Raw genomic sequence first — 20,395 nt, forward strand, 5'->3', positions numbered from 1 at the left:
CTATGTTTAAGCAATTATTAAATTTTGAAATTTTTTATCAACTAAAACAACGTGCATTTCCAATATTTGCCATATTGTTTTTAGCATTAGGCGTATTTGTTGGAAGACAAGGGTTTGCACCTCAGGGCGTTAATTTTAACTCTGTGTATCAAGTTTACTTCTATACAAGTCTTTTTACTTTAGGAAGTGTATTTATTATTATGTTTTTTGCCATTAGTGCAATGCTAAGGGATAAACAACATAATATGGAAGGCATGATTTTTAGCTCTTCCATAAAAAAAGCACATTATTTCTGGAGTCGTTTTTTAGGCACATTCATATTTAGTGTTTTGGCATTCTCACCTTTTGTAATTGGATATATTTTTGGAATCCATTTTTCAAATTTGGATCCAGAACGTATAAGTGGTTTCCAATTGCTAACCTATTTACAGCCCTGGCTATATATTGTATTACCAAATATTTTTGTCTGTGCAACCATTGTGTTTTCTGTAAGTACACTTACTAAAAACAGTACTTCAACGTATGTTAGTGCCGTATTTATTTACATGTTATATTTTGTGAGTTCCATATTTTTAAATTCACCATTATTGGCACAAGCGGTTCCAGCTTCACCAGAAAGTATGGCCATTGCAGCCCTTGCAGACCCTTTTGGAATTGCAGCGTTTTTTGAGCAAACACAATATTGGACGCCTTTTCAAAAGAATTCACAATTACTATCTTTTTCTGGGTTGTTTTTATTGAACAGACTTATTTGGGTGTTAGTTTCTGTCGGCATGTTATTTGGGACGTACAGATTGTTCTCTTTTAGAAAAATCACTAAAAGAGTTAAGAAAGAACCAAAAAAGATCACGAAAGATATCCAAACATTGGCATATCAACCCATTAAGGCGTTACACAATTTTAAAGCCCAACAAATGGCATTCTTTTCTCTTTTAAAACTAGAATTGAAAAGTGTTTTTAAAAGCTTACCCTTTATTGCTGTGTTGTTAATGTGGTTGTTTATTGTATTCTCAGAATTATATTCAACGGTTGTAAGTGGTGGAGAATATGGTGTAAGCGTATATCCTTTTACGAATCAATTGATTGATTTAATAGTTGATCCGTTAAGCATCTTCAGTTTGATATTAATCGTTTTCTATAGTTCAGAGATTGTTTGGAGAGAACGCAGTTTGAATTTTAATACAATTGTAGATGCAACTCCAGTAAAAAACTGGGTATTCTTCGTTTCCAAATTTGCGGCATTGTTATCATTACCAATGATTTTGATTACTTCCGGAATTCTATTATGTATGCTATTTCAGGTAAGTCTAAATTACACCAATTTCGAATTTAGTCTGTATGCCTCTTTGTTCTATTATTACGGATTACAATTAGCTATATATTCTATGATAGCCCTATTTGTAAACAGTTTGGCGAAAAATAAATATATGGGAATGGGAATTTTCGGATTGATTGCTCTGTTATGCGTGAAATCTGATGTGTTAGGATTAGTACATCCTTTAACTAGCCTAGGTTTTATGCCAAGAGTGTCCTACACAAATATGAATGGTTTTTACGGTGGTTCAAAACTATATGATCATTTGGCAATGTATTGGTTGGCTTTTGGGCTGTTATTAACGGTATTATCATTTAAAATATGGAATAGAGGAGCCGTTGCGAGTTTTTCAGTGAAACTAAAACAACTCATCTATAATTGGACAAATATTCAGAAATTAACGACAACACTTTTAACCGTATTATTCATAGGTTTTGGAAGTTTGATATTTTACAATGTGAATATCGTTTCTGATTATGAAACCGTGAATGATCAAATGGATTTTAGAGAACATTATGAGAAAAAATTCAAAACACATGAAAGTTTAGAACGACCATCAACTGCATCAAGAAAAACTGAAGTCGCTATTTTTCCTCAGGAAAGACGTTATACAATAAAGGCAAATTATGTATTGAAAAACAGTAGTGATCAAGCCTTGTCAGAACTGTTTATCACAGAAAGAATTCCATTAAAATCTATTACAATAGAGCATGCGAGTTTAATTAAGTATGATGTATTTTATGGAACGTATTTGTTTCAATTTAAAAAACCTTTACAGCCAAATGATTCTGTTAGTTATAATTATGAATTGATAAAAGAATTGAAAGGCTATAAAGAAGACAATGCTATTGTAAACAACGGAACTTATATTACACATAGAAATTTTGAGCCAATTTTGGGATATAATTCTGGAGTAGAAATTACTAGCAGAACAGAGCGTGAAAAAAGAAATTTACCTAAAAGAGAAGAAGAGATTAGTTCAGACTCACATATCGAATTGGACGATTTTAAAAACGAAAAAATAAGATTTGAAACGATTGTTTCTACAGATAAGGATCAAACAGCATTAAGTTCAGGGAACTTGGTGAAAAAATGGTCAGAGAATAATAGAAATTTTTATCATTATAAAACTAAGGGTAGAATAATACCAATGATTGCTTATTTTTCAGCTGAATACAAGTCAAAAAAGGTAGACTATAAAGGGATTTCAATAGAGCAATATTATGATGCAAATCACTCTTTTAATATAGCAGAGGTTGAAAACAGTACTAAACAAACGCTAGATTACTGCCAAGAAAACTTTGGAGCCTATGCTTTTGACCATGTTAGAATTGCAGAACTTCCATCACATTGGCCGTTTGGTGGATTTGCACATCCTGGAACAATTAGTATGGTCGAAGACCGATTGTATTTAGCAGATGTTAGTAAAGAAACAACCTTCAATTTAGTAGCCAAAAGAACCATACATGAAGTTGCTCATCAATATTGGGGACACACATTGTCTGCCAAACCAGTTGCAGGTGGCTCTATGTTTGTAGAGGGTTTTGCAAAATATACGGAAGCTGTAATCATGGAGAATATGTATGGGAAAAGAGCTATTTATGAATTGAGTGATAATGCTAGAAGGAGATATTATTCAGGCAGATCTTTTGCGGCAGAAATTGAACCTCCTGTTTATAAAGTGTTTGGACAAGGCTATATTTCTTATGGTAAAGCATTAACCGTTATGTTGGCTTTAAGAGATTTAATTGGTGAAAAACAAGTAAATCAAGTATTAAAAACGATTACAGACAGACATCGTAATATTAATAAGTTAGAAGCAAATTCTATAGAATTATTGGAAGAAATTTATAATGCGACTCCAATTGAGCATCATACATTAATTGATGATTGGTTTAAAAAAGTAATCACGTATGATTTAGGAATAGAAGAGAGTGCTTACAAAGAATTGGCAAATGGTACATTTGAAGTTACAGTAAAAGTAAAAGCAAAACGATTTGAAACTTTAATCAGCGGAGACATCAAACAAATTTCAATTGATGAACCTATTAAAATAGGAGTCTTTACAACGCATCCATCAGCAGTAAAAGATGATAGTTCAATGCTGTATTATGAATCGACTCGAATCAATAAAGAAATGACAGAGATTACGTTGATTGTCAAGGAACGACCAAATTATATTTCTATTGACCCTTTCGGAACGCGATCTGATGAGAATTTTGTTGATAATTTGATACAATTATAGAATGTTTCAATGGTAAAGATATGATCATATTATGATAGGTACTCCACATTTAATAAATCGAAATTAAAAGGAATGAACATATTTAAAAAGGTACTGAAATTAGTAAAAAGTGCATTTAAATATGCTCTATATGCAGTCTTACTCTTAATCTTCATATTAGGAATATGATGACTGATTTCAACACTGTTAATGATCCTAATATTCCTAAAAATACGGGATATGGTCTAGGAGTTAGTAGATGGGATATCGGTAATCAAGAACTTTGGGGTCATTCAGGATTTATTCCTGGTTTTAAATCTATTACCATGTATTCTCCAAAACATCAATATGTAATAACAGTATTGGCTAACCAATCAAATGTTAATACCCATAAAGTTGTAGAGGAACTTCAGAATGTGTTACTCAAAAAATTAGATAAAAAAATTGAACGGAGTAACAATACAACTAATAATAACGAGGAGTAACAATATATTAGTGATAATAGGTTCGATTCCTCACTTTCCTAAGTTCTGCTGCATTGTTGTTAACAACAAACGTTGAAATGAGTATATACGCGTGTAGTATTTTATGATAGTCTACTGTAAGTTCGTAAATTTATAGCGACTTGTTCACTAATCAGTATTATAAGTATTAACCTAAAAACCAATAAACGTGAAAACACAAATTAAAAGTACTCTTGCCAGTATGTTAGTTGCACTGTTCTTTGTGCATTCAACTGATGCTCAAAACACAGATGCTAAATCGGCAGAATTATTAGAGGCTTTGGAATCAGTAACTGGTGGTTACAAAACATTGGCAGCTAAAAAAGATGTTCAATTTCATTATGTATATGATAATTTTGACAAAGGAAAAGATGTTTCAACAGAACGTCATATTTTTAATGGTGAGCATTCTTGGGCCTCTTATGAACAACATGATTTAAACGTCATGCCTGGGGTAAAAGGCATTGCTTTACAATCCTATGTAGATAGCAAACCTGCGTTAACTTTAGACGGAAAAGCAATAACAGATGAAAAAGCTCTTGGTGGAACTATATTTTTACGCAAAGTAAATTTCTATTGGTTTACTATGATGTACAAATTAAAAGATCCAGGTACAAATTACAAATATCTAGGTTCGGAAAAAGTAGGTGATATTACGTATGATAAGGTCAGTTTAATTTATGATGCCAATATTACTAAAAAGGAAAAAAATGATGAATACATTTTGTATTTCAACCCTAAAACACATTTAGTAGATCAATTCTACTTTTCATTACCAGATTGGGGAATTGACAAACCGATACTAAAAATGATTTTAACTTATGTAGAAGTAGAAGGCATTGTAGTTTCTACGGTTCGACAAGGTTTTATGCCTAATGAAAAAGGAGAATATGTTCCTATTGGTGTTTATACGTTTAGTGACATTACCTTTAATAATGGTTTTAAGAAAGGTGATTTTAAGCTAGACTAAAACCTAAAATAGATTAAATGATTAATGCCCAATGCTAAATTGGGCTTTTTTTATGCGAATGCCTACTGTTGTTACTAATTTCCTGCTTGTACGTTGTATGTTGCAACCGTTTTATTACCATCACTATCCCAATATTCCCATGTAATCTTAGAATAACTAATAGAAATTTCATCGACTAATTTACATTCAGGGTCACATATTGAACTTGTACTAATACTACTAATTTTGACATTGTTCAGAATCACTTTGTAATACAAGCTACCATCACTAGCAAGCATATCCAATTCCAGTTTAGGAACAACTTCTCCTTTAGCGCACATTATCATTAATTTCGGTGTAGATTTATCTAATTTTTTAGTAATAATCAAATCTTCAAAAACAGCGATACCTCGCCGTCTTGATGTACCAGTCGTTGCCCGTTGTGGGGCGATTCCTTGACTAAAACGCTCTATTGTAATCCAATCTTTATGAGCTCTTTCAGTAGATTCGCCTTTGATATCACCAATTTTCAGAAAACCACTTTGAGCGAAGGACATACCAACACAAAACAAAATCATAATAACGGATATTAAAATCGAAATGTTTTTCATAGTGTTATTGGTTTTGAACTCTAATAAATAGTACCAATAAGATACAAAAAAATAGTGTATTCGAAAAAGCACCATTAAAATGAGTATCAATATCACTTTAATAATGTTTTACTAAAATATAAAATAGATTTAATGATTATGGGCTAATGTTATAGTAAGCTTTTCTTCTGTCTTGATGTGGACACTGAGCGTGTCGATGCGTAGGAGGGAAGTAAAAGATGAAAGTTCAATATTGTATTATACAGATAATCAATTCAATAAAGACGAAGCAGAACTTAAATTTATTGTAAATGAGTTGCCTCAATACATTGCTATAGATCCATTTGGTACACGATCTGATGAGAATTTTACAGATAACTTACTAAGTCTATAATGTTCAGTTATAGTTAAAAAAATGGTAAAAAAGTTCAAATGTAATACGTTGGCGTTTCAAGGTTTTACATTTGAACTTTAGCATTCAATTTAATCAACTAAACAGATGAAGCAATTAATCAATTTTATCTTGTATTGTTTTATAAGTATAACATGTGTCGCACAAGTAGAGAATTCAGATATTAAAGTAGGTGTTAATCATACCATTAAATCTTCAATTTTAAATCAAGATAGAGGGATTCAAATTTATGTTCCAGATAGTTATGCAGCATCAGAAAAAGAATATCCGGTACTTTATGTTTTAGACGGTCAAGAATATTTTCTGCATGGCATAGCCTATCAAAATATGTTGCGTTTCCGAGATAAGTCACCCGAATTTATTATTGTAGGTATTAAGACAGACAGAAGAACGAGAAGAGTATTATTTCTCGATGAATCTGATAAGTTTATCAGTTTTCTAGAAACGGAGTTAATACCATATATTGATACTGTTTATAGGACGAAAAAAGAAAAAGAACGCTTGTATTTTGGCTGGGAAATGGGCGGAGGATTAGGATTTGAAATCCTAACTGAAAGAAATAATCTTTTTAGCGGTTTCATTTTAGCAAGCCCATCACATGCCACAGATAAAAGGATGGATGCATTAAAAAAATTGAAAAGTGATGCTATAAAGTCTAATAAATTCCTTTTAGTTTCAGCAGCACCTGAAGAAGGTTGGATTACTAAAGACACTCTATTTTTATCTATAATTGAGAACAAAGCAAAAGGGAAGAAGCCATGGCGGTTTAAAGTTTTTGATAGAGAAGATCATTATACAACACCTCTAAAAACCATTCATGAAGGCTTAAGCGATTATTTTGACGATTATAAACCAATCCGATTGAGAAGTCTTAAAGCTTATGACGATTATGGAGGATTAGAAGCATTGCGAGCCTATTATAAAAAAAGGGGCGAACGATATAATCTTCCAATAGCGATTCATAAAGAGACTAGGCATTTTTTAATTGTTAATGCTATGACTGAAGATAATTATGAGCGCTTTAATTTCTACATGGAAGAGTTTGACGACTATATAAGCACTATTTCTAGAGATTTCTGGTTAAATAGATATGCCAAATATTATTTAAAACATAAAAATACAGAGAAGTCTAAATCTCTCTACGATTATGGAATAAGTAAATTCTCTAATTCCAAACTTTTGTATGAAGGTTTAGGAGATGTTTATGTTGAAATAAACCAACCGAAAAAGGCTTTGATCGCTTACGAGAAGTCTATGGATATTGATTCAAATCAACCCGAATTAAAAAGCAAAATTGAAGCATTGCGCCATTAGTCGATAAAGGCTCGCTGAAAGTGCCTTAAATAGATCTTAAATATTGAGCTGCTCCCGCATTAAGTTGAAAATCTAAATCTGATATAAAACAATCTATTCTGTCATCTGCAAAATAGGTTTTAAAGGTTGTGATGAAAACTAATAGGTCATTGTAATATTGTCTCAGTGGTTCTAAACTGGCATTGACTTCATTTTCAGAACACCAATTTAGAAAGTCGGTTGATTCATCAATAAATGAGAGTTCATTAAGCACAAGGAATAGATTTAATAAGGGATTTTGATCTTTTAAATCTTCGTAATCATCTTTAATATGAATAACGATAGGGTTCCCTCTAAATGTGAACTGTACTGGTTTCAAACCAAAACCAATGTGAGGCTCCTTCAGAAGAACGATGTTAACACCATGTGTCGTATAGAAATCTTTAAGTTGTTGTATTTCTGAATACATATAGTTAGCCGCTTTCGGGTTCTTCTCTAAATAAGTACATTTCAATTGAAATGAAGTTAAATATACAAATTGGGAGTTAAAAGCGAAGCTTCACTACTTTCTGTTTAATACTACTAAGGAGTAAGAAGTAAATGTCTGTCTGCCTTGATTTTCAGGAAGGCAGATCGAGAAACTGCTAATAAATCACTAACTTGTTATTAAATAGCGCGGTATGGTTATTATGGTTATCGAGATTAGTGATTTCCTTTCAAGGGTGGAAGCTTCTCAATATAGCATCTTCACTCAAAAGTTTCATTCAAGTGTTTCAAAGACGCTGAAGAAGTTCAATGGGCATATTAAAAAGAAAGACAATAATAACTATCTGGTGTCCTACCTATCGGTTAGCGATGCCATCCAATGCGCTTTGAAGATTCAATATAAGTTCAAATATGTAACTCCTAAACATAAATCCTTTAGCCGTCGTTTGAAAATTGGCCTGAGTGCTTCAAAAGATTTGAACAAAGTCGGTATTACATTAGCTACCAGAATGTGTGAAATCGTCAAAGACCAGTTGGTTATTTCGGACGAAGTTAAAAGCTTGTATGAAAAGGCGAACGAGAAGGCTGAGATCGACGACCAACTGATTCGGGCCTTAACTCTTGAAGAAGAAAAATTCCTGTCTGATGTCATGGATTGTGTAGAATCAAGTTGGGTCAAGCCTGACTTCAATGTTACTTCTTTCAGTAAAGCATTGGGATATAGTTATTCACAACTGTATGGGAGACTAATGAATTTGACCGGAAAATCACCCAACAACTTCATTAAAGAATTCAGACTCCATAAAGCCTTGGTTTTATTGCATAATCAAAGTGGTAGTATTTCACAAATAGCGGATAAAACAGGCTTTAGCAGCCCAACTTACTTTTCTAGATGCTTTTTGAAAACATACGGGGTTCGTCCCTCCAAATATCTCCAGCAACATACTTAGAACATACTTAGCGCCATCAAAGTAATTTATAAAAGATTAACAAGCACTCAGTAAAAAGGAGGGAAGCGTAAACCGAACTTGTGAGATTCACGATGTCGCAAAACAATAGAAGTGCATGAGTAATGTGTGTGGAATATGTTTACCGAACAACCAAACTGGTTTTTGGTCTTACAGCTGTTCCCCATTCACAAAGTTTATGTAAAACAGGAACGAGCGCCTTACCGGATTCGCTCAAATAGTATTCAACGTGTGGAGGAATCGTTTTAAAGTCCTTTCTTATTATTAATCCATCTTGTTCTAAATCTTTTAATCGTTGTGTTAGCATTTTCTCTGAAATACCAGGAATGCTTCTTTTTATTAAGCCGTATCTGTTTACCTCATGTAATAAATTCCAAATAATATTAACTTTCCATCGTCCTTTAAGCAATTCCACAGCATAACTTAAACCACACGACATTTCCAAAATTTGTTGATTTTCAAAATTTGTAGAATTTGCTTTTATCATAACACGAACTTTATTGTATGTACATAACTTTTTGTAGGGTGAAGATAATGAAATTAAATTTGCAATTCAATAATTTATAAAATTCATAAAAAATGAGATTAAAAAACAAAGTAGCTGTTATTACAGGTGGTAATAGCGGAATAGGATTGGGAATCGCCCAAGAATTTAAAAAAGAAGGCGCAGTTGGTACTATTGTAGGTAGAAACCAAAAAACTTTGGACAGTTCTTCGGAGTTATTAAGTCCAAATTTTATTGGAATTCAAACAGACGTAACCAAAACGGAAGCGTTAGAAAACATATTTAAAAGAACAGAAAACGAGTTTGGAAAGTTAGATATACTTGTTGTAAACGCAGGTGGAGCAATTGGAAATGGTACTTTAGGTTCTGTTGTTAATACTTCTGAAGAGGATTATACCAGAATGGTAGATTTAAATTTAAAGAGTGTGTTTTTTACGGTTCAAAAAGCACTTCCTTATTTAAAGGATGGGTCTTCTATTGTTTTAATTGCATCAATAGCGACACAAAAGGCTTTTGATGGATTAACTGTTTATAGTGCCGCCAAAGCAGGAGTTAGGTCGTTTGCTCGTACATTCTCACGTGATTTATTAGACAGAAATATTCGTGTAAATGTATTAAGTCCAGGTACGATTGAGACGCCATTATTTGGTAAACTTGGATTGCCAGATGAAGTAGCAGATCAAGCAAAAGAGCAATTCGCAGATTTAATTCCTGTTAAGCGTTTGGGACAGCCTAAAGATATGGGAAGAGTGGCCGTATTTCTAGCATCAGATGATTCATCTTTTTTACTAGGTGAGGAAATTGTTGCTGATGGAGGAGTGGTGAATCTTTAAAAGGAAGATGTAATATCACTGAACTATTTTTTCTAAGGGACAAAGTTTAAAAACCATTGTCCCTTTTTAAGTTAATCTACCAAAATAATTTTTACTCTGACGAAATTATCATTCCGACAGCTTATATCAGCATTTTGATCGTATTTAGCCCAATAATCAAAATATCAAATGTTATGCTTAAAAAATATCCTATTATTAAATGGACATTAATTTCATTAGTAAGTTTAATTGTGGTGCTCATTTCTTTTGGACTATGGTTTGTGAGTTTACTTCCCATAGACGAAATGAAAGAAAGGTTAAAATCAATAGAAACAAGTTCAATTGAGAATATTCCGTATTTATTTGAGGATGTTATCCCAAACCGCGGTAAAATATTAGCCGTTGTTACCAGTAGCAATACTATGGGAAGCAGTGGCAAAAGTACTGGATATGAATTAACAGAATTATCAAGGGCCTATTATGTTTTTAAGGCAAATGGTTTTGATGTAGATATTGCAAGCCCATTAGGAGGTAAACCGCCAGTTGTTATTGATGACGACGACATGGGGAAATTCGATTACGCGTTTTTAAACGATTCCATTGCACAATATAAAACAAGCCATACAATTGCTATGAATGATGTGGTTGCAGAAGATTATCAAGCTGTATTTTTTGTTGGAGGAAAAGGTGCCATGTTCGATTTTCCAGACAATAAAGCAATCCAATCAATAGTTCGTAACTATTACCAATCTGGTAAAGTTATCGGAGCAGTTTGCCATGGACCAGCGGCATTGGTAAATGTAACTTTAGATAATGGACGTCCGCTTATTGAAAACAAAAAAGTAAGTGGGTTTACAAATAAAGAAGAATTGCTTTTAATCTCTGATGCAGAATCAATATTTCCTTTTCTTTTACAGGATAAATTGGCGGCTCAAGGCGCACAATTTAATGAAGGCACAATGTATCTGGAGAAAGTTAGCCATGATAAAAACTTGGTAACCGGACAAAATCCTTGGTCTACATGGCTATTAGCAGAAACCATGATTACCCAATTAGGATATACGCCAAAGCATAGACAAATTACTGCAGAAGAAAATGCTGTAAAAATATTGGAAGTTTATGCAAATCACGGATCAGAGAAAGCTAAGACATTAATTGAAACGATGGTATCTCAAGAGAATAAGCCAATGGCTAGAGAATTCATCGCGTCGCATAGTATAATAGCTGCTATGCAAGGAGATATAGGACGCTTTTTCGATATGATTGGTTTGGTGTCATTTGCAAAGACCTGTGAATCCAATACTAAAAAATTATAACTAAATTTGAGGAAAATTGTCAATTGAGTTTTTTAGATATACTTCTCATTATTGTAAGTAGTGCCGGACTTTTCCATGGGATTGTATTTGCACTCTATTTATGTTTTTTCAAAAAGAAAAAAGCATTAGCCAATTATGTACTTGGGTTAATTCTTGTTTTTATGGCCTTTAGGATTGGTAAATCGGTGATGCTAAATTTTGGTGATGATTTAGAGCCTATATTTATTTTTGCCGGTTTGGCATTTTTATTAGTCATAGGACCGTTATTACGATGGTATGTTCTAGCAATGACGCGTCCTAATTTCAAGTTGAAAAACAGTTACTACTTAGAGTTAGTCCCTTTTTTGGTAGTCTTTATAATGAGCTTTTTTATTAGTAAAAATTGGTTTGACACAAATAATAAACAAGCCATCATTCTCTTCGGAAGTGTTCTTATCTTTATTTATTTACACCTTGCATTTTATATTTTTAGTTCAGGCAGAACATTACTTAAGGTAAAGAAAATGTTCAAAGACGTCGTACAAACGAAATCTCAAAAAGCCATATTTGATTGGTTGCATGCTGTTATTATTGGCTTTATTATTATTTGGATCACCTATTTTTTTAATATTATTGAAGAGACTGTGCCTTATATTATTGGACCAATTGTATATTCTATTGCTATTTATTTTTTAAGCTATAAAGCGTTTCAGCTTAAAGTCACAGATATTGATGGAGATGTCTTTAAATTGAACGATAAAACAGCGCTTTTTAATCAAATATCTAAATTAGTTATCAACGAAAAATTATATCTTGAAGCTGATGTATCGCTCTCTAGCGTGAGTAAATTAATAGGGAAAACCACGCAAACGACATCCGAGGTCATCAACCAATATGCCAAACGAAACTTTAATGATTTTATAAATTATTATCGCATTCAAGAGGCAAAAAAACTGTTGTTAGATACAAATTCTAAACACTTTACGATTTCTTCAATTGCTTTTGATACAGGTTTTAGTAGTTTATCCTCTTTTAATAGTGCTTTCAAGAAATTTGAAGGCACCACGCCATCAGCCTATAGAAAGAGCCTTTCATGATACGCATAAATCAATCATGGTAATTACTTCTTATTGCCATTTGTCCTAGATAGTAACCCAGTGCAAACTGAAGAATGAGGTTAAGTGTATGAGTTATGACTTATGTGTGTGAAATAACAGCAAAATCCTATTTCAACAATAAATTGAAGTACGAATTAAAATTGATTGGTGCAGTGATAATCTAAATAATGCTCTAATTGAAGGCATTGCAACTGAAACTTAAGACGATGTAGGAAAAGTATTTGGAATTATATAAATAGATGACTTATTGTTTTCAAATGTCTAAAAATCAAAAAGTTAAATGCTTTTTTTTGAAATAAATTTAGTATTTTTATAATAATACCATTTTTAATGGATACACTTTTTAATATTAATTTTAAAAATAGAAATTATGAAACTATTAAAAATTACTATACTGCCCTGTATCTTAACCTTTTTCGTTTCTGTCCAATCTCAAAATATTGGTAACTTCACTTCGGTAACCCCAAACACACAGAGCGATCAATTTATAATGGCGTCTAGTCATACTTTTCAGACGATAGCTAAAGTTGGCGATCCATTAACACAAGGAGGAATATTTAAACCTAAGCCAGATTTCACAGGTTATGTGCCCATTGCTAACAGTAGCATCAATGGTTATTTAAGTATTAATTCCGAAGGAAGCTCTCTTACAGATGGAGGCGGAGGCGTTATGGTTTTTGATATTAATTATAATAGTACATCTGGACTATGGGAAACAACGAGTTCTGAAGATCTTGATTTTTCTGCTGTTGGAGGTACAGCAGCTAATTGTTCTGGTACTGTAACATCATGGGGAACCGTTATAACATGTGAAGAAGTTAGTATTCCTGATACATTTCCTCCATTTAACGGCTATAATGATCTTGGGTGGAATATAGAAATTGACCCTGCTACGAAAACAGTACTGGGTAAACATTATGAAATGGGCAACTTTGCTCATGAGAATGTAACTATACACTCCAATAATCGTACAGTCTATCAAGGTGCCGACTCAAATCCAGGCTATTTATATAAATTTGTAGCAGGTAGCCCTGAAGATTTAAGTAGTGGGAGCCTTTATGTTTTTAATGGTCTTAAAAATGGAACTGGAGCCTGGATTTCTTTAAATAACTCAAATCAAGCTGAACAGAATAGTACTTTAATTCAAAGTGGAGCAGCGGGAGTTAATGCTACTGTATTTGATGGTATTGAAGACGTTGAAATTGGACCCGATGGATATGTTTATTTTGCTGTAAAAGGAGAAGGTACTGTATATCGATTTTCTGATTCTGATGTATTAGAAACCACACCTTCGACTGTAACTATGGAGACTTTTGTAGGGGGAGGTGATAGTTATAATATAAACGATGGAACAAGTACAACAGCTGTTGCATGGTCCAATGGCAATGATAATTTGGCTTTTGATGGCGATGGGAACTTGTGGGTATTTCAAGACAGCGGAAATAGTTTTATCTGGGTTGTAAAAAACGGACATACGCAAGCCAGTCCAGATGTTGAAATTTTTGGAATTGTCCCCTTAGATTCTGAACCCACTGGTATTACGTTTACTCCAGATTACAAATATTTATTTATGTCTATTCAACATCCAAATCCAACCAACAATGCTAATCAGATGGATGCCGCAGGTAATGAAATTGACTTTAATTTAGGAACAACATTAGTCATTGCTTTATCTGAAAACTTAGGAACTTCTTTATCTGTAGATACGGAGACTTTAAACAAATTTAGGATTTTTCCAAATCCGTTAAATCCTTCTAGAAATTTGATGATTAAAGGGCGTCAAATTAATAATATAAAGCTCTACTCTATTCTAGGTGAAAAATTATTGGATGTTGACTATAATAATTTAAATGAAGTAGAATTAGATCTTAAAAATATTAATTCTGGATTATATCTTTTTAAAATAAACAATAAAACAATCACTAAGATAATTATTAAATAATCTTAGAATTGATCTCAACTCTATAAATACATATACAAGTAAATAGAATAGTACTATACATAGAATCCAACACATAAATCTATTTTACTTGTATATAGAATTAGAACTATTAAATGGCTTCCTCTCAAATAAACCAAATGATAACATTTGTATTATAATGTACTTGCGTAATAGTCTGTCCCGAATTGGGTTCGGGATAACTTTGCTTTAATCACCTGGCTTATATTTTTTATATAGGTGTTCGCGAATCTCCCTTGTCGATTAGAAAAAGCAATAGGTCCATTTGCCTCTTTTCTTTATCATATGATAGTTCAGAATAAAGAGCTACTTCGCCCAATGTGGATTGTATTGATTCCCTTTTGTTTCTACCAGTTTTTTAAGACCTGAGCCATCACTATTAATAGTGTAAAGTTTCTGTATGTCATTGTCCTTCTGAACGAAAACTATTGATTTCCCGTCAGGTGACCAACTCGTACCATACATGTATGAAAATTGATCCACAGTACCTAAAGTCTGAACGAACTCTGCTTTGGTGCTTTTGAGTTGATTATCGGTGAGATTTTTTAATCCGCTTCCATCAGCATTCATGACATATAAATTTAAAAAATTTCCTCTGAGTGATAAAAAAGCTATTTTTTTACCATCTGGTGACCATGACGGACAGGAATCATGATTATTAGGATAATTAGTGAAGTTGACTTGATTAGAGCCATCACTATTCATTAAAAAAATTTCATAAATCCCGGCATTGCGTGTAGAAATAAAAGCGATTTTTTTACCATCAGGAGAAAAAGAAGGCGAGTAATTGTTTCTAGCTTTACTTGTTAACCGTTTTGTTTCTCCGCCTTTAGTTGCTATTTTATAAATTTCTCTTTTGCCAAATCTACCATCAGAATGTGCTGTATAAACAATCCATTTACCATCGTTAGAAAAACTAGGCGTGAAGGCATAATTTTTAGAATTATCTATTTGCTTAATATTAGTTCCATCGGTCTTTGAAAATGCTGTTTTCCATCCGCTAAAATGATAGGTATTGAATGCAATATTTTTACCGTCTTTTGATAATGCAGGTTGATTTTCACCACGTGAACTTTTGCCTTCTTTTACCTTAAAATCCTTGAGGTTCTTTCCATCATAATATACGATGCGTGCATTCTGATCATCTTTTTCACGGAGTGTGAAATATATTTTATCGGTTGCATCATTTGTTTTCATTGAACTTGGTTGTGCACTAATAATATTGTTAAGCATTATTACTGCAATGAGAAGTAGTGTTAATTTGTTTGTTTTCATTTGAATCCTTGTTTTAGTAATTAAAAGTTAAATTCAAATATATATGTACGAGCCTACTATTAAAGCAAGTATCGCTCGTAGAAAGTATCAATGTATAAGTTGAGACATAATTTACAAGGCTTCATAAACTCTCAATGGTAAAAGAGGAGTAAGACACTTTTATGTTAGCCTATATCGTGTGTAATCGAAGTAAGAATGTGTATAGAATGGGATAAGCTAACTTATTTCTTTATTTAGTTCAAAAGATTAATATAAATTTCACTATCTTTATAACATGTTGTAAATCAACACAATCCCTGCCTTGTATTAATAGCAAATAAGAATGATTAGAAAAATGTTATTTCTAATCCTATTAAGCAATCCATAAAATAATATAGGTCATGGCAGAAGTTAAAACACTACACCAAATTGAAAGTAAGTCTCCATTTCTAGCTCCTAATGAAAGTTTTTTTATTGAATTTAAACCATTAGAAGGAGTTTGTAGAGTTCGTGCGGATAGGACAATTAACATTGAAATTATTTTTAAAAACAACACGCCATTTAATACCCAAAAACCAACATTTGAAGAATTCTTGGTTTTTGATCCTTTAGGTAATAATGGACCAACAGATGGTCCAACAACAAAGGTTTTGGGAGGAATTAGAATAGATATAATTGAACCAATTTCTAATACTACATTCACTAAGACAACTGAAGATTTTTTTGTGAGTTCAAACCCAATTTTTAATGAAATTCCAAAAAATTTCCTTGAGTTTCCAATTTCAAAATCACTTGAGAAACGAAAATGGAAATGTACTTTTACTAATGTTACTCAAGAAAATTCTAAATGTAAAGCGCAACTTCGTTTTCCATTTAATAAAGTTGAAATTAAGGAAACACGTATACCTCGTCGATTATTAAATAGAACATTTAATACGTTACTTCTTTCTCTGGGACTACAAGTATTTGCTAGAAAGGGAACTGGAAATCTTTTTGTAGATAAAGATTTTGAACACCTTGTAAATGGCTCGATTTCAAAAGAAATTAAATTTCCTGACTCGGCTATATTTAGTGTAGAAAAATTCAAATTAAATGAATTTATAATTTTAGCAAATCAAATTCCTCCTAATCATCCTGAATTACCAGTTCGGCCAAAAATAGAAATTGAATTTAATTTTGACAGTGATATTGAGATTGGAATTCCATTATTTAATGCTAACATCAGCAATATTAATATAAAATTAGGTTTTATTTTAAATGTTATGCAAAGCTCTTCTAATGAAGGAGATGGGAATGTGGTAAGTCCATTGATTTCTATTGATGTGAAAGTAAAAGGAGAAGAGTCCATCCCGTTTTTTGAGCTCAAGGATATTGAAACCAAAATACGAAGTGAAATATTTTTGTCATTACACCCTTTAAGTGTTAAAAGAGAGATTTCCAAATACCTCACTAAAGGGTTTATGGAGTTAGCGCAGAGAGGTGATATCTTCTGGGGTATTACAGCAGATGACAAAGATTATATAGTTAAACATTTTAAAAAACCCAAATTCAACATTCCTGGAGTAGATATTTTTTTAGATGAAAATGCTGGCGTTTTTGTTGATACAGTTGGCGGAACTGGTGGACAACCTGGAGGAAATGGAAATGGAATTTCTGGTGGATTTATTAAACCAAAAATCACATTTACTGGAGCCACAGTAGCTACTGCTGTCGGAACAAATCCAGTAAATCCAACTGGTGCTACAGACCCTATTGACGGCACTTCAAGTTTAAATAATTTAGATAAGATTGATCATATTGTGGTTCTAATGATGGAAAATAGATCATTTGATCATATGTTAGGATTTCTTACAGTAAATGGTAATGCTGCTATTGATGGAATAACAGGGAATGAAAGTAATATAAATCCAATTACTCAAAATCCAGTTAAACAACAACCTTTAAAAGATAAAACCTTTCGTTTTAGTCCACATCATGAGCATCAACATGTGTTGGATCAGATGGCAGATGGCACAATGCAAGGGTTCTTAACTGATTTTATGGGGAGATTCCCTGAAATAAACCCATTATTTGGAATGGGTTATTATAATGAAGAAAAATTAAAGGTTTACGATTTTCTAGCAAAAGAATATACTGTATGTAATAAATGGTTTTGTTCGCATCCAGGTCCTACTTTTCCTAATCGTATTTGTACATATACTGGGAAAATTCCAGAATTAGACAATTTTGATGGGAGTGATCCTCGATTAGGTTACCTAAAGGATACCACAATCTTTGATACCTTAACAGCCAATAATATTTCTTGGGCTTTCTTTGAACAAGATATCACTGCACTGCGAATGTTTGACAAGTATCGTCTTGATGATAAAAATATTCTTCCTCTTTATAAGGAAAATGATGCTAGAAATGAATATGCATCCAATGAGGTGTTTTTCTCACTTGCCGAAAATGGAAATTTGCCACAAGTAACTTTCTTAGATCCAAATTTTGTTGATTTACCTCCACAAAAATCAGCAAATGATGACCATCCACCAGCAAATGTTGAAAAAGGTCAAGACTTTATAAGAGATGTGTATAATGCATTGGCAAGCTCTCCACAATGGGAAAAAACTATGTTTATTATTACTTACGATGAACATGGAGGATTTTACGATCATGTTGCTCCTCCAGGAACAAAAGCTTCTGCAGAAGTAGAGAATAGTATTCCAAAAATTCATAAAGATGGTCCAGGATTTTATGGTCCACGAGTTCCTGCCTTTGTAATTTCACCTTGGGGAGAAGCAACTCCATCTAACATTATTTTTGACCATACTTCAATAATTAAAACAATTTTAGCCAAATTTAATAATGGAATTATTCCAGATGAATATGGAGAACGAGTAAAGCAAGCTAATCATTTAGGTCCATTGTTATCTAAGGATGTTCCAGTAAATGCACCTAAAATAATAGATCCTATAAATCCATCTAATACCACAACATTTATTGAAAGTATTGATGAGCACGTTGTAGATTCTGGTGGCACTGAATTTCATAGTGTCTTACAAAATTTTGCAATTCCAAAATAGTGTTTTATTTGAAAAACAAATTTTATGTTTAGTAATTATTGAAATTTACATTATTGATGAAAGAAAAAAGCAAAAATAGTACGATACGCGCATTAGGAATTGGAATTACGACCTTAGTATTAGGCGGTTTATTACTAGGTGGTCTACAGGGAATACTCTTTAATAAAAAAGACCAACCTGTTCATAAGGAAGAACTTATAACGAGTGAGCCTATAATTAAAATAGAATCACACTTAATAAGTCGCTCTTTAATCCTCGGTCCAAATCCTGGAGGTGTGTGGGCTTCTAAACCATCAGTCAAAGATCGTTTTCTTTGGCATCATGTCGTAATACATATTCAAAATGATTGCATGGAACCTATTTACATTGATGCTCGAAAATTTCATTTGTATCTTTCTTCAAATCAGAATACATCAGGAGAAGAAAATTTTCGTCCAACTAGTAAAGGACTCGAATTTCAAACAAAAAGGCTACCAAGTCAATGGATAGAACCAGGCATGAATATCTCAGGAAATCTATCGTTTAGCGTCCCTGAATTTAAATTATCTAACGGTTTAGATGTCAATAAGGCTTATAATATTTTGCGATATTCTAAAGAATTAAAATGCCAGATTAATTATACACCTTATTGAATCAATTGATTGATAGGAAAATCATAATAGAAGATTGTACAGAGGACTAAAACTATGATTTGGCTGGCTTTGTCACAATGCCTCATGACTATTATTTTTAATTGGCTAACACCCTCACTTCGTGATGTTAACCAGTATAAAATCGTAAAAATATCAACTCAAAAGCACTTATTTTATTTATTCTTTTTGTATATTGTTGTACTTCCCTTTATCTAATAGCTCTTTTATGGCTTTTATGTAGCCATCGCATTATTATTTAATAGTATATAAAACTTAATTATGATGAAACAAGAATTAGATCATATGGAAATTGTTGACCAAAATGAACTACGGACAGTATTTGGTGGCGGACTTAAGAGTTGGTTTAAGAAAGCTGCAAAATGGGTTGTAAAACATGTAAGAGTCACCAAAAAATCAGTTTCTGTTAAAGGTAAACACGATGTTGGAAGTGGTTGAAAATAATTATTATGACAAGTTTTTCTTATATAAATTAAATAAACGATATGTTCCGCTTACCTAACTTCTTAAGGCGAGAAGATCGAAACAACTGTGGGATATTAGCGCTGGAGTCGATGGCTAAATACTACGGTTTCTCAACTACATACAAAGAGATAAAAGGTCTCGTATTTATCGATAAACTTGGAATAAATCTCCTATCCCTTTTGAACGCAGCCGAAAGTATCGGTTTCTCCGCAAAAGGCATGAAAGGGTCTTATGATGCTATTGGTAGCATTCCTTTACCCGCCATTGCACATATGGCAACTGTTGGGGAACCTCTAAATCATTTTGTTGTACTGCACAAATGGGACAATAATGCTGTTGTAGTTTCAGATCGTAATAAAGGAGTTCGTAGACAATCTCGGGTTGAATTTTGCTCGTATTGGACAGGTTACTTGTTGGTTGTAAAACCAAAAAGAAATCAGTAGTATTATGAGTCTTTTTTTCTATTAAAACCAAGCCAACCTACCTCCATATGAAGTTAGAGACCTCTAATAAACGCTATTATCAAAATAA

Annotated in this window: 18 protein-coding genes; 14 read left to right on the forward strand and 4 right to left on the reverse strand. The window is 32.7% G+C overall.

Annotated features, from left to right (window positions below):
* The first annotated feature begins 2 nt into the window (after window positions 1-2).
* From V7719_RS15015 to V7719_RS15025, 3 genes are all read left to right on the forward strand, one after another.
* Complete coding sequence (locus V7719_RS15015; RefSeq protein ID WP_335730755.1) at window positions 3-3,560, forward strand: ABC transporter permease/M1 family aminopeptidase; 3,558 nt, start codon at window positions 3-5, stop codon at window positions 3,558-3,560.
* Between the two features lie 164 nt (window positions 3,561-3,724).
* Window positions 3,725-4,024: a serine hydrolase gene (locus V7719_RS15020; RefSeq protein ID WP_335730756.1), complete on the forward strand. Its 300-nt coding sequence runs from the start codon at window positions 3,725-3,727 to the stop codon at window positions 4,022-4,024.
* Window positions 4,025-4,211: 187 nt separating this feature from the next.
* Window positions 4,212-5,012, forward strand: a complete 801-nt coding sequence (locus V7719_RS15025; protein WP_335730757.1) for a hypothetical protein — start codon at window positions 4,212-4,214, stop codon at window positions 5,010-5,012.
* Window positions 5,013-5,086: 74 nt separating this feature from the next.
* Here the strand turns inward: V7719_RS15025 and V7719_RS15030 are convergent, their stop codons facing one another.
* A complete protein-coding gene (locus tag V7719_RS15030; RefSeq protein ID WP_335730758.1) occupies window positions 5,087-5,602 on the reverse strand; it encodes an Hcp family type VI secretion system effector in 516 nt (171 codons plus the stop codon).
* A 196-nt stretch (window positions 5,603-5,798) separates the two neighbouring features.
* Between V7719_RS15030 and V7719_RS15035 the strand changes: the two genes are divergently transcribed.
* Both V7719_RS15035 and V7719_RS15040 read left to right on the forward strand, forming a co-directional pair.
* A complete protein-coding gene (locus tag V7719_RS15035; protein ID WP_335730759.1) occupies window positions 5,799-5,975 on the forward strand; it encodes a hypothetical protein in 177 nt (58 codons plus the stop codon).
* 105 nt (window positions 5,976-6,080) lie between these two features.
* The gene (locus tag V7719_RS15040; protein ID WP_335730760.1) at window positions 6,081-7,307 is read left to right on the forward strand and encodes an alpha/beta hydrolase-fold protein; all 1,227 of its coding nucleotides are present in this window, start codon (window positions 6,081-6,083) and stop codon (window positions 7,305-7,307) included.
* 25 nt (window positions 7,308-7,332) lie between these two features.
* On the opposite strand, the gene V7719_RS15045 is transcribed toward V7719_RS15040, so the two are convergent.
* Window positions 7,333-7,800, reverse strand: a complete 468-nt coding sequence (locus V7719_RS15045) for a hypothetical protein (RefSeq protein ID WP_335730761.1) — start codon at window positions 7,798-7,800, stop codon at window positions 7,333-7,335.
* Between the two features lie 166 nt (window positions 7,801-7,966).
* On the opposite strand from V7719_RS15045, the gene V7719_RS15050 reads away from it, so the two are divergent.
* Window positions 7,967-8,722 carry a helix-turn-helix domain-containing protein gene (locus V7719_RS15050; RefSeq protein WP_335730762.1) on the forward strand — a complete coding sequence of 252 codons (756 nt, stop codon included), beginning with the start codon at window positions 7,967-7,969 and terminating at the stop codon, window positions 8,720-8,722.
* A gap of 139 nt (window positions 8,723-8,861) precedes the next feature.
* Here the strand turns inward: V7719_RS15050 and V7719_RS15055 are convergent, their stop codons facing one another.
* Window positions 8,862-9,227 (reverse strand): winged helix-turn-helix transcriptional regulator, encoded by a 366-nt coding sequence (locus V7719_RS15055; RefSeq protein ID WP_335730763.1) that lies wholly within the window; start codon window positions 9,225-9,227, stop codon window positions 8,862-8,864.
* Window positions 9,228-9,319: 92 nt separating this feature from the next.
* On the opposite strand from V7719_RS15055, the gene V7719_RS15060 reads away from it, so the two are divergent.
* From V7719_RS15060 to V7719_RS15075, 4 genes are all read left to right on the forward strand, one after another.
* Window positions 9,320-10,078, forward strand: a complete 759-nt coding sequence (locus V7719_RS15060) for an SDR family NAD(P)-dependent oxidoreductase (protein ID WP_335730764.1) — start codon at window positions 9,320-9,322, stop codon at window positions 10,076-10,078.
* A 173-nt stretch (window positions 10,079-10,251) separates the two neighbouring features.
* On the forward strand, window positions 10,252-11,373 hold the full coding sequence (locus V7719_RS15065; protein WP_335730765.1) for a type 1 glutamine amidotransferase domain-containing protein: 1,122 nt from the start codon (window positions 10,252-10,254) through the stop codon (window positions 11,371-11,373).
* A gap of 23 nt (window positions 11,374-11,396) precedes the next feature.
* Window positions 11,397-12,449, forward strand: a complete 1,053-nt coding sequence (locus tag V7719_RS15070; RefSeq protein WP_335730766.1) for a helix-turn-helix domain-containing protein — start codon at window positions 11,397-11,399, stop codon at window positions 12,447-12,449.
* 391 nt (window positions 12,450-12,840) lie between these two features.
* Window positions 12,841-14,412, forward strand: coding sequence for an alkaline phosphatase PhoX (locus tag V7719_RS15075; RefSeq protein ID WP_335730767.1), 1,572 nt, complete (start codon window positions 12,841-12,843; stop codon window positions 14,410-14,412).
* Window positions 14,413-14,736: 324 nt separating this feature from the next.
* Here V7719_RS15075 and V7719_RS15080 read toward each other — a convergent pair whose 3' ends face one another.
* Window positions 14,737-15,705, reverse strand: a complete 969-nt coding sequence (locus V7719_RS15080; RefSeq protein WP_335730768.1) for a DPP IV N-terminal domain-containing protein — start codon at window positions 15,703-15,705, stop codon at window positions 14,737-14,739.
* A 380-nt stretch (window positions 15,706-16,085) separates the two neighbouring features.
* Between V7719_RS15080 and V7719_RS15085 the strand changes: the two genes are divergently transcribed.
* The 4 genes from V7719_RS15085 to V7719_RS15100 all read left to right on the forward strand — a co-directional run bounded on the left by V7719_RS15085 (window position 16,086) and on the right by V7719_RS15100 (window position 20,307).
* Window positions 16,086-18,749, forward strand: a complete 2,664-nt coding sequence (locus V7719_RS15085) for a phospholipase C (protein WP_335730769.1) — start codon at window positions 16,086-16,088, stop codon at window positions 18,747-18,749.
* Between the two features lie 56 nt (window positions 18,750-18,805).
* Window positions 18,806-19,381 (forward strand): hypothetical protein, encoded by a 576-nt coding sequence (locus tag V7719_RS15090; RefSeq protein WP_335730770.1) that lies wholly within the window; start codon window positions 18,806-18,808, stop codon window positions 19,379-19,381.
* Between the two features lie 279 nt (window positions 19,382-19,660).
* A complete protein-coding gene (locus V7719_RS15095; protein ID WP_335730771.1) occupies window positions 19,661-19,837 on the forward strand; it encodes a hypothetical protein in 177 nt (58 codons plus the stop codon).
* A 47-nt stretch (window positions 19,838-19,884) separates the two neighbouring features.
* The gene (locus V7719_RS15100; RefSeq protein WP_335730772.1) at window positions 19,885-20,307 is read left to right on the forward strand and encodes a cysteine peptidase family C39 domain-containing protein; all 423 of its coding nucleotides are present in this window, start codon (window positions 19,885-19,887) and stop codon (window positions 20,305-20,307) included.
* Window positions 20,308-20,395: the final 88 nt, after the last annotated feature.

The organism is Psychroserpens sp. (assembly GCF_036960315.1).
Lineage (GTDB): Bacteria > Bacteroidota > Bacteroidia > Flavobacteriales > Flavobacteriaceae > Psychroserpens.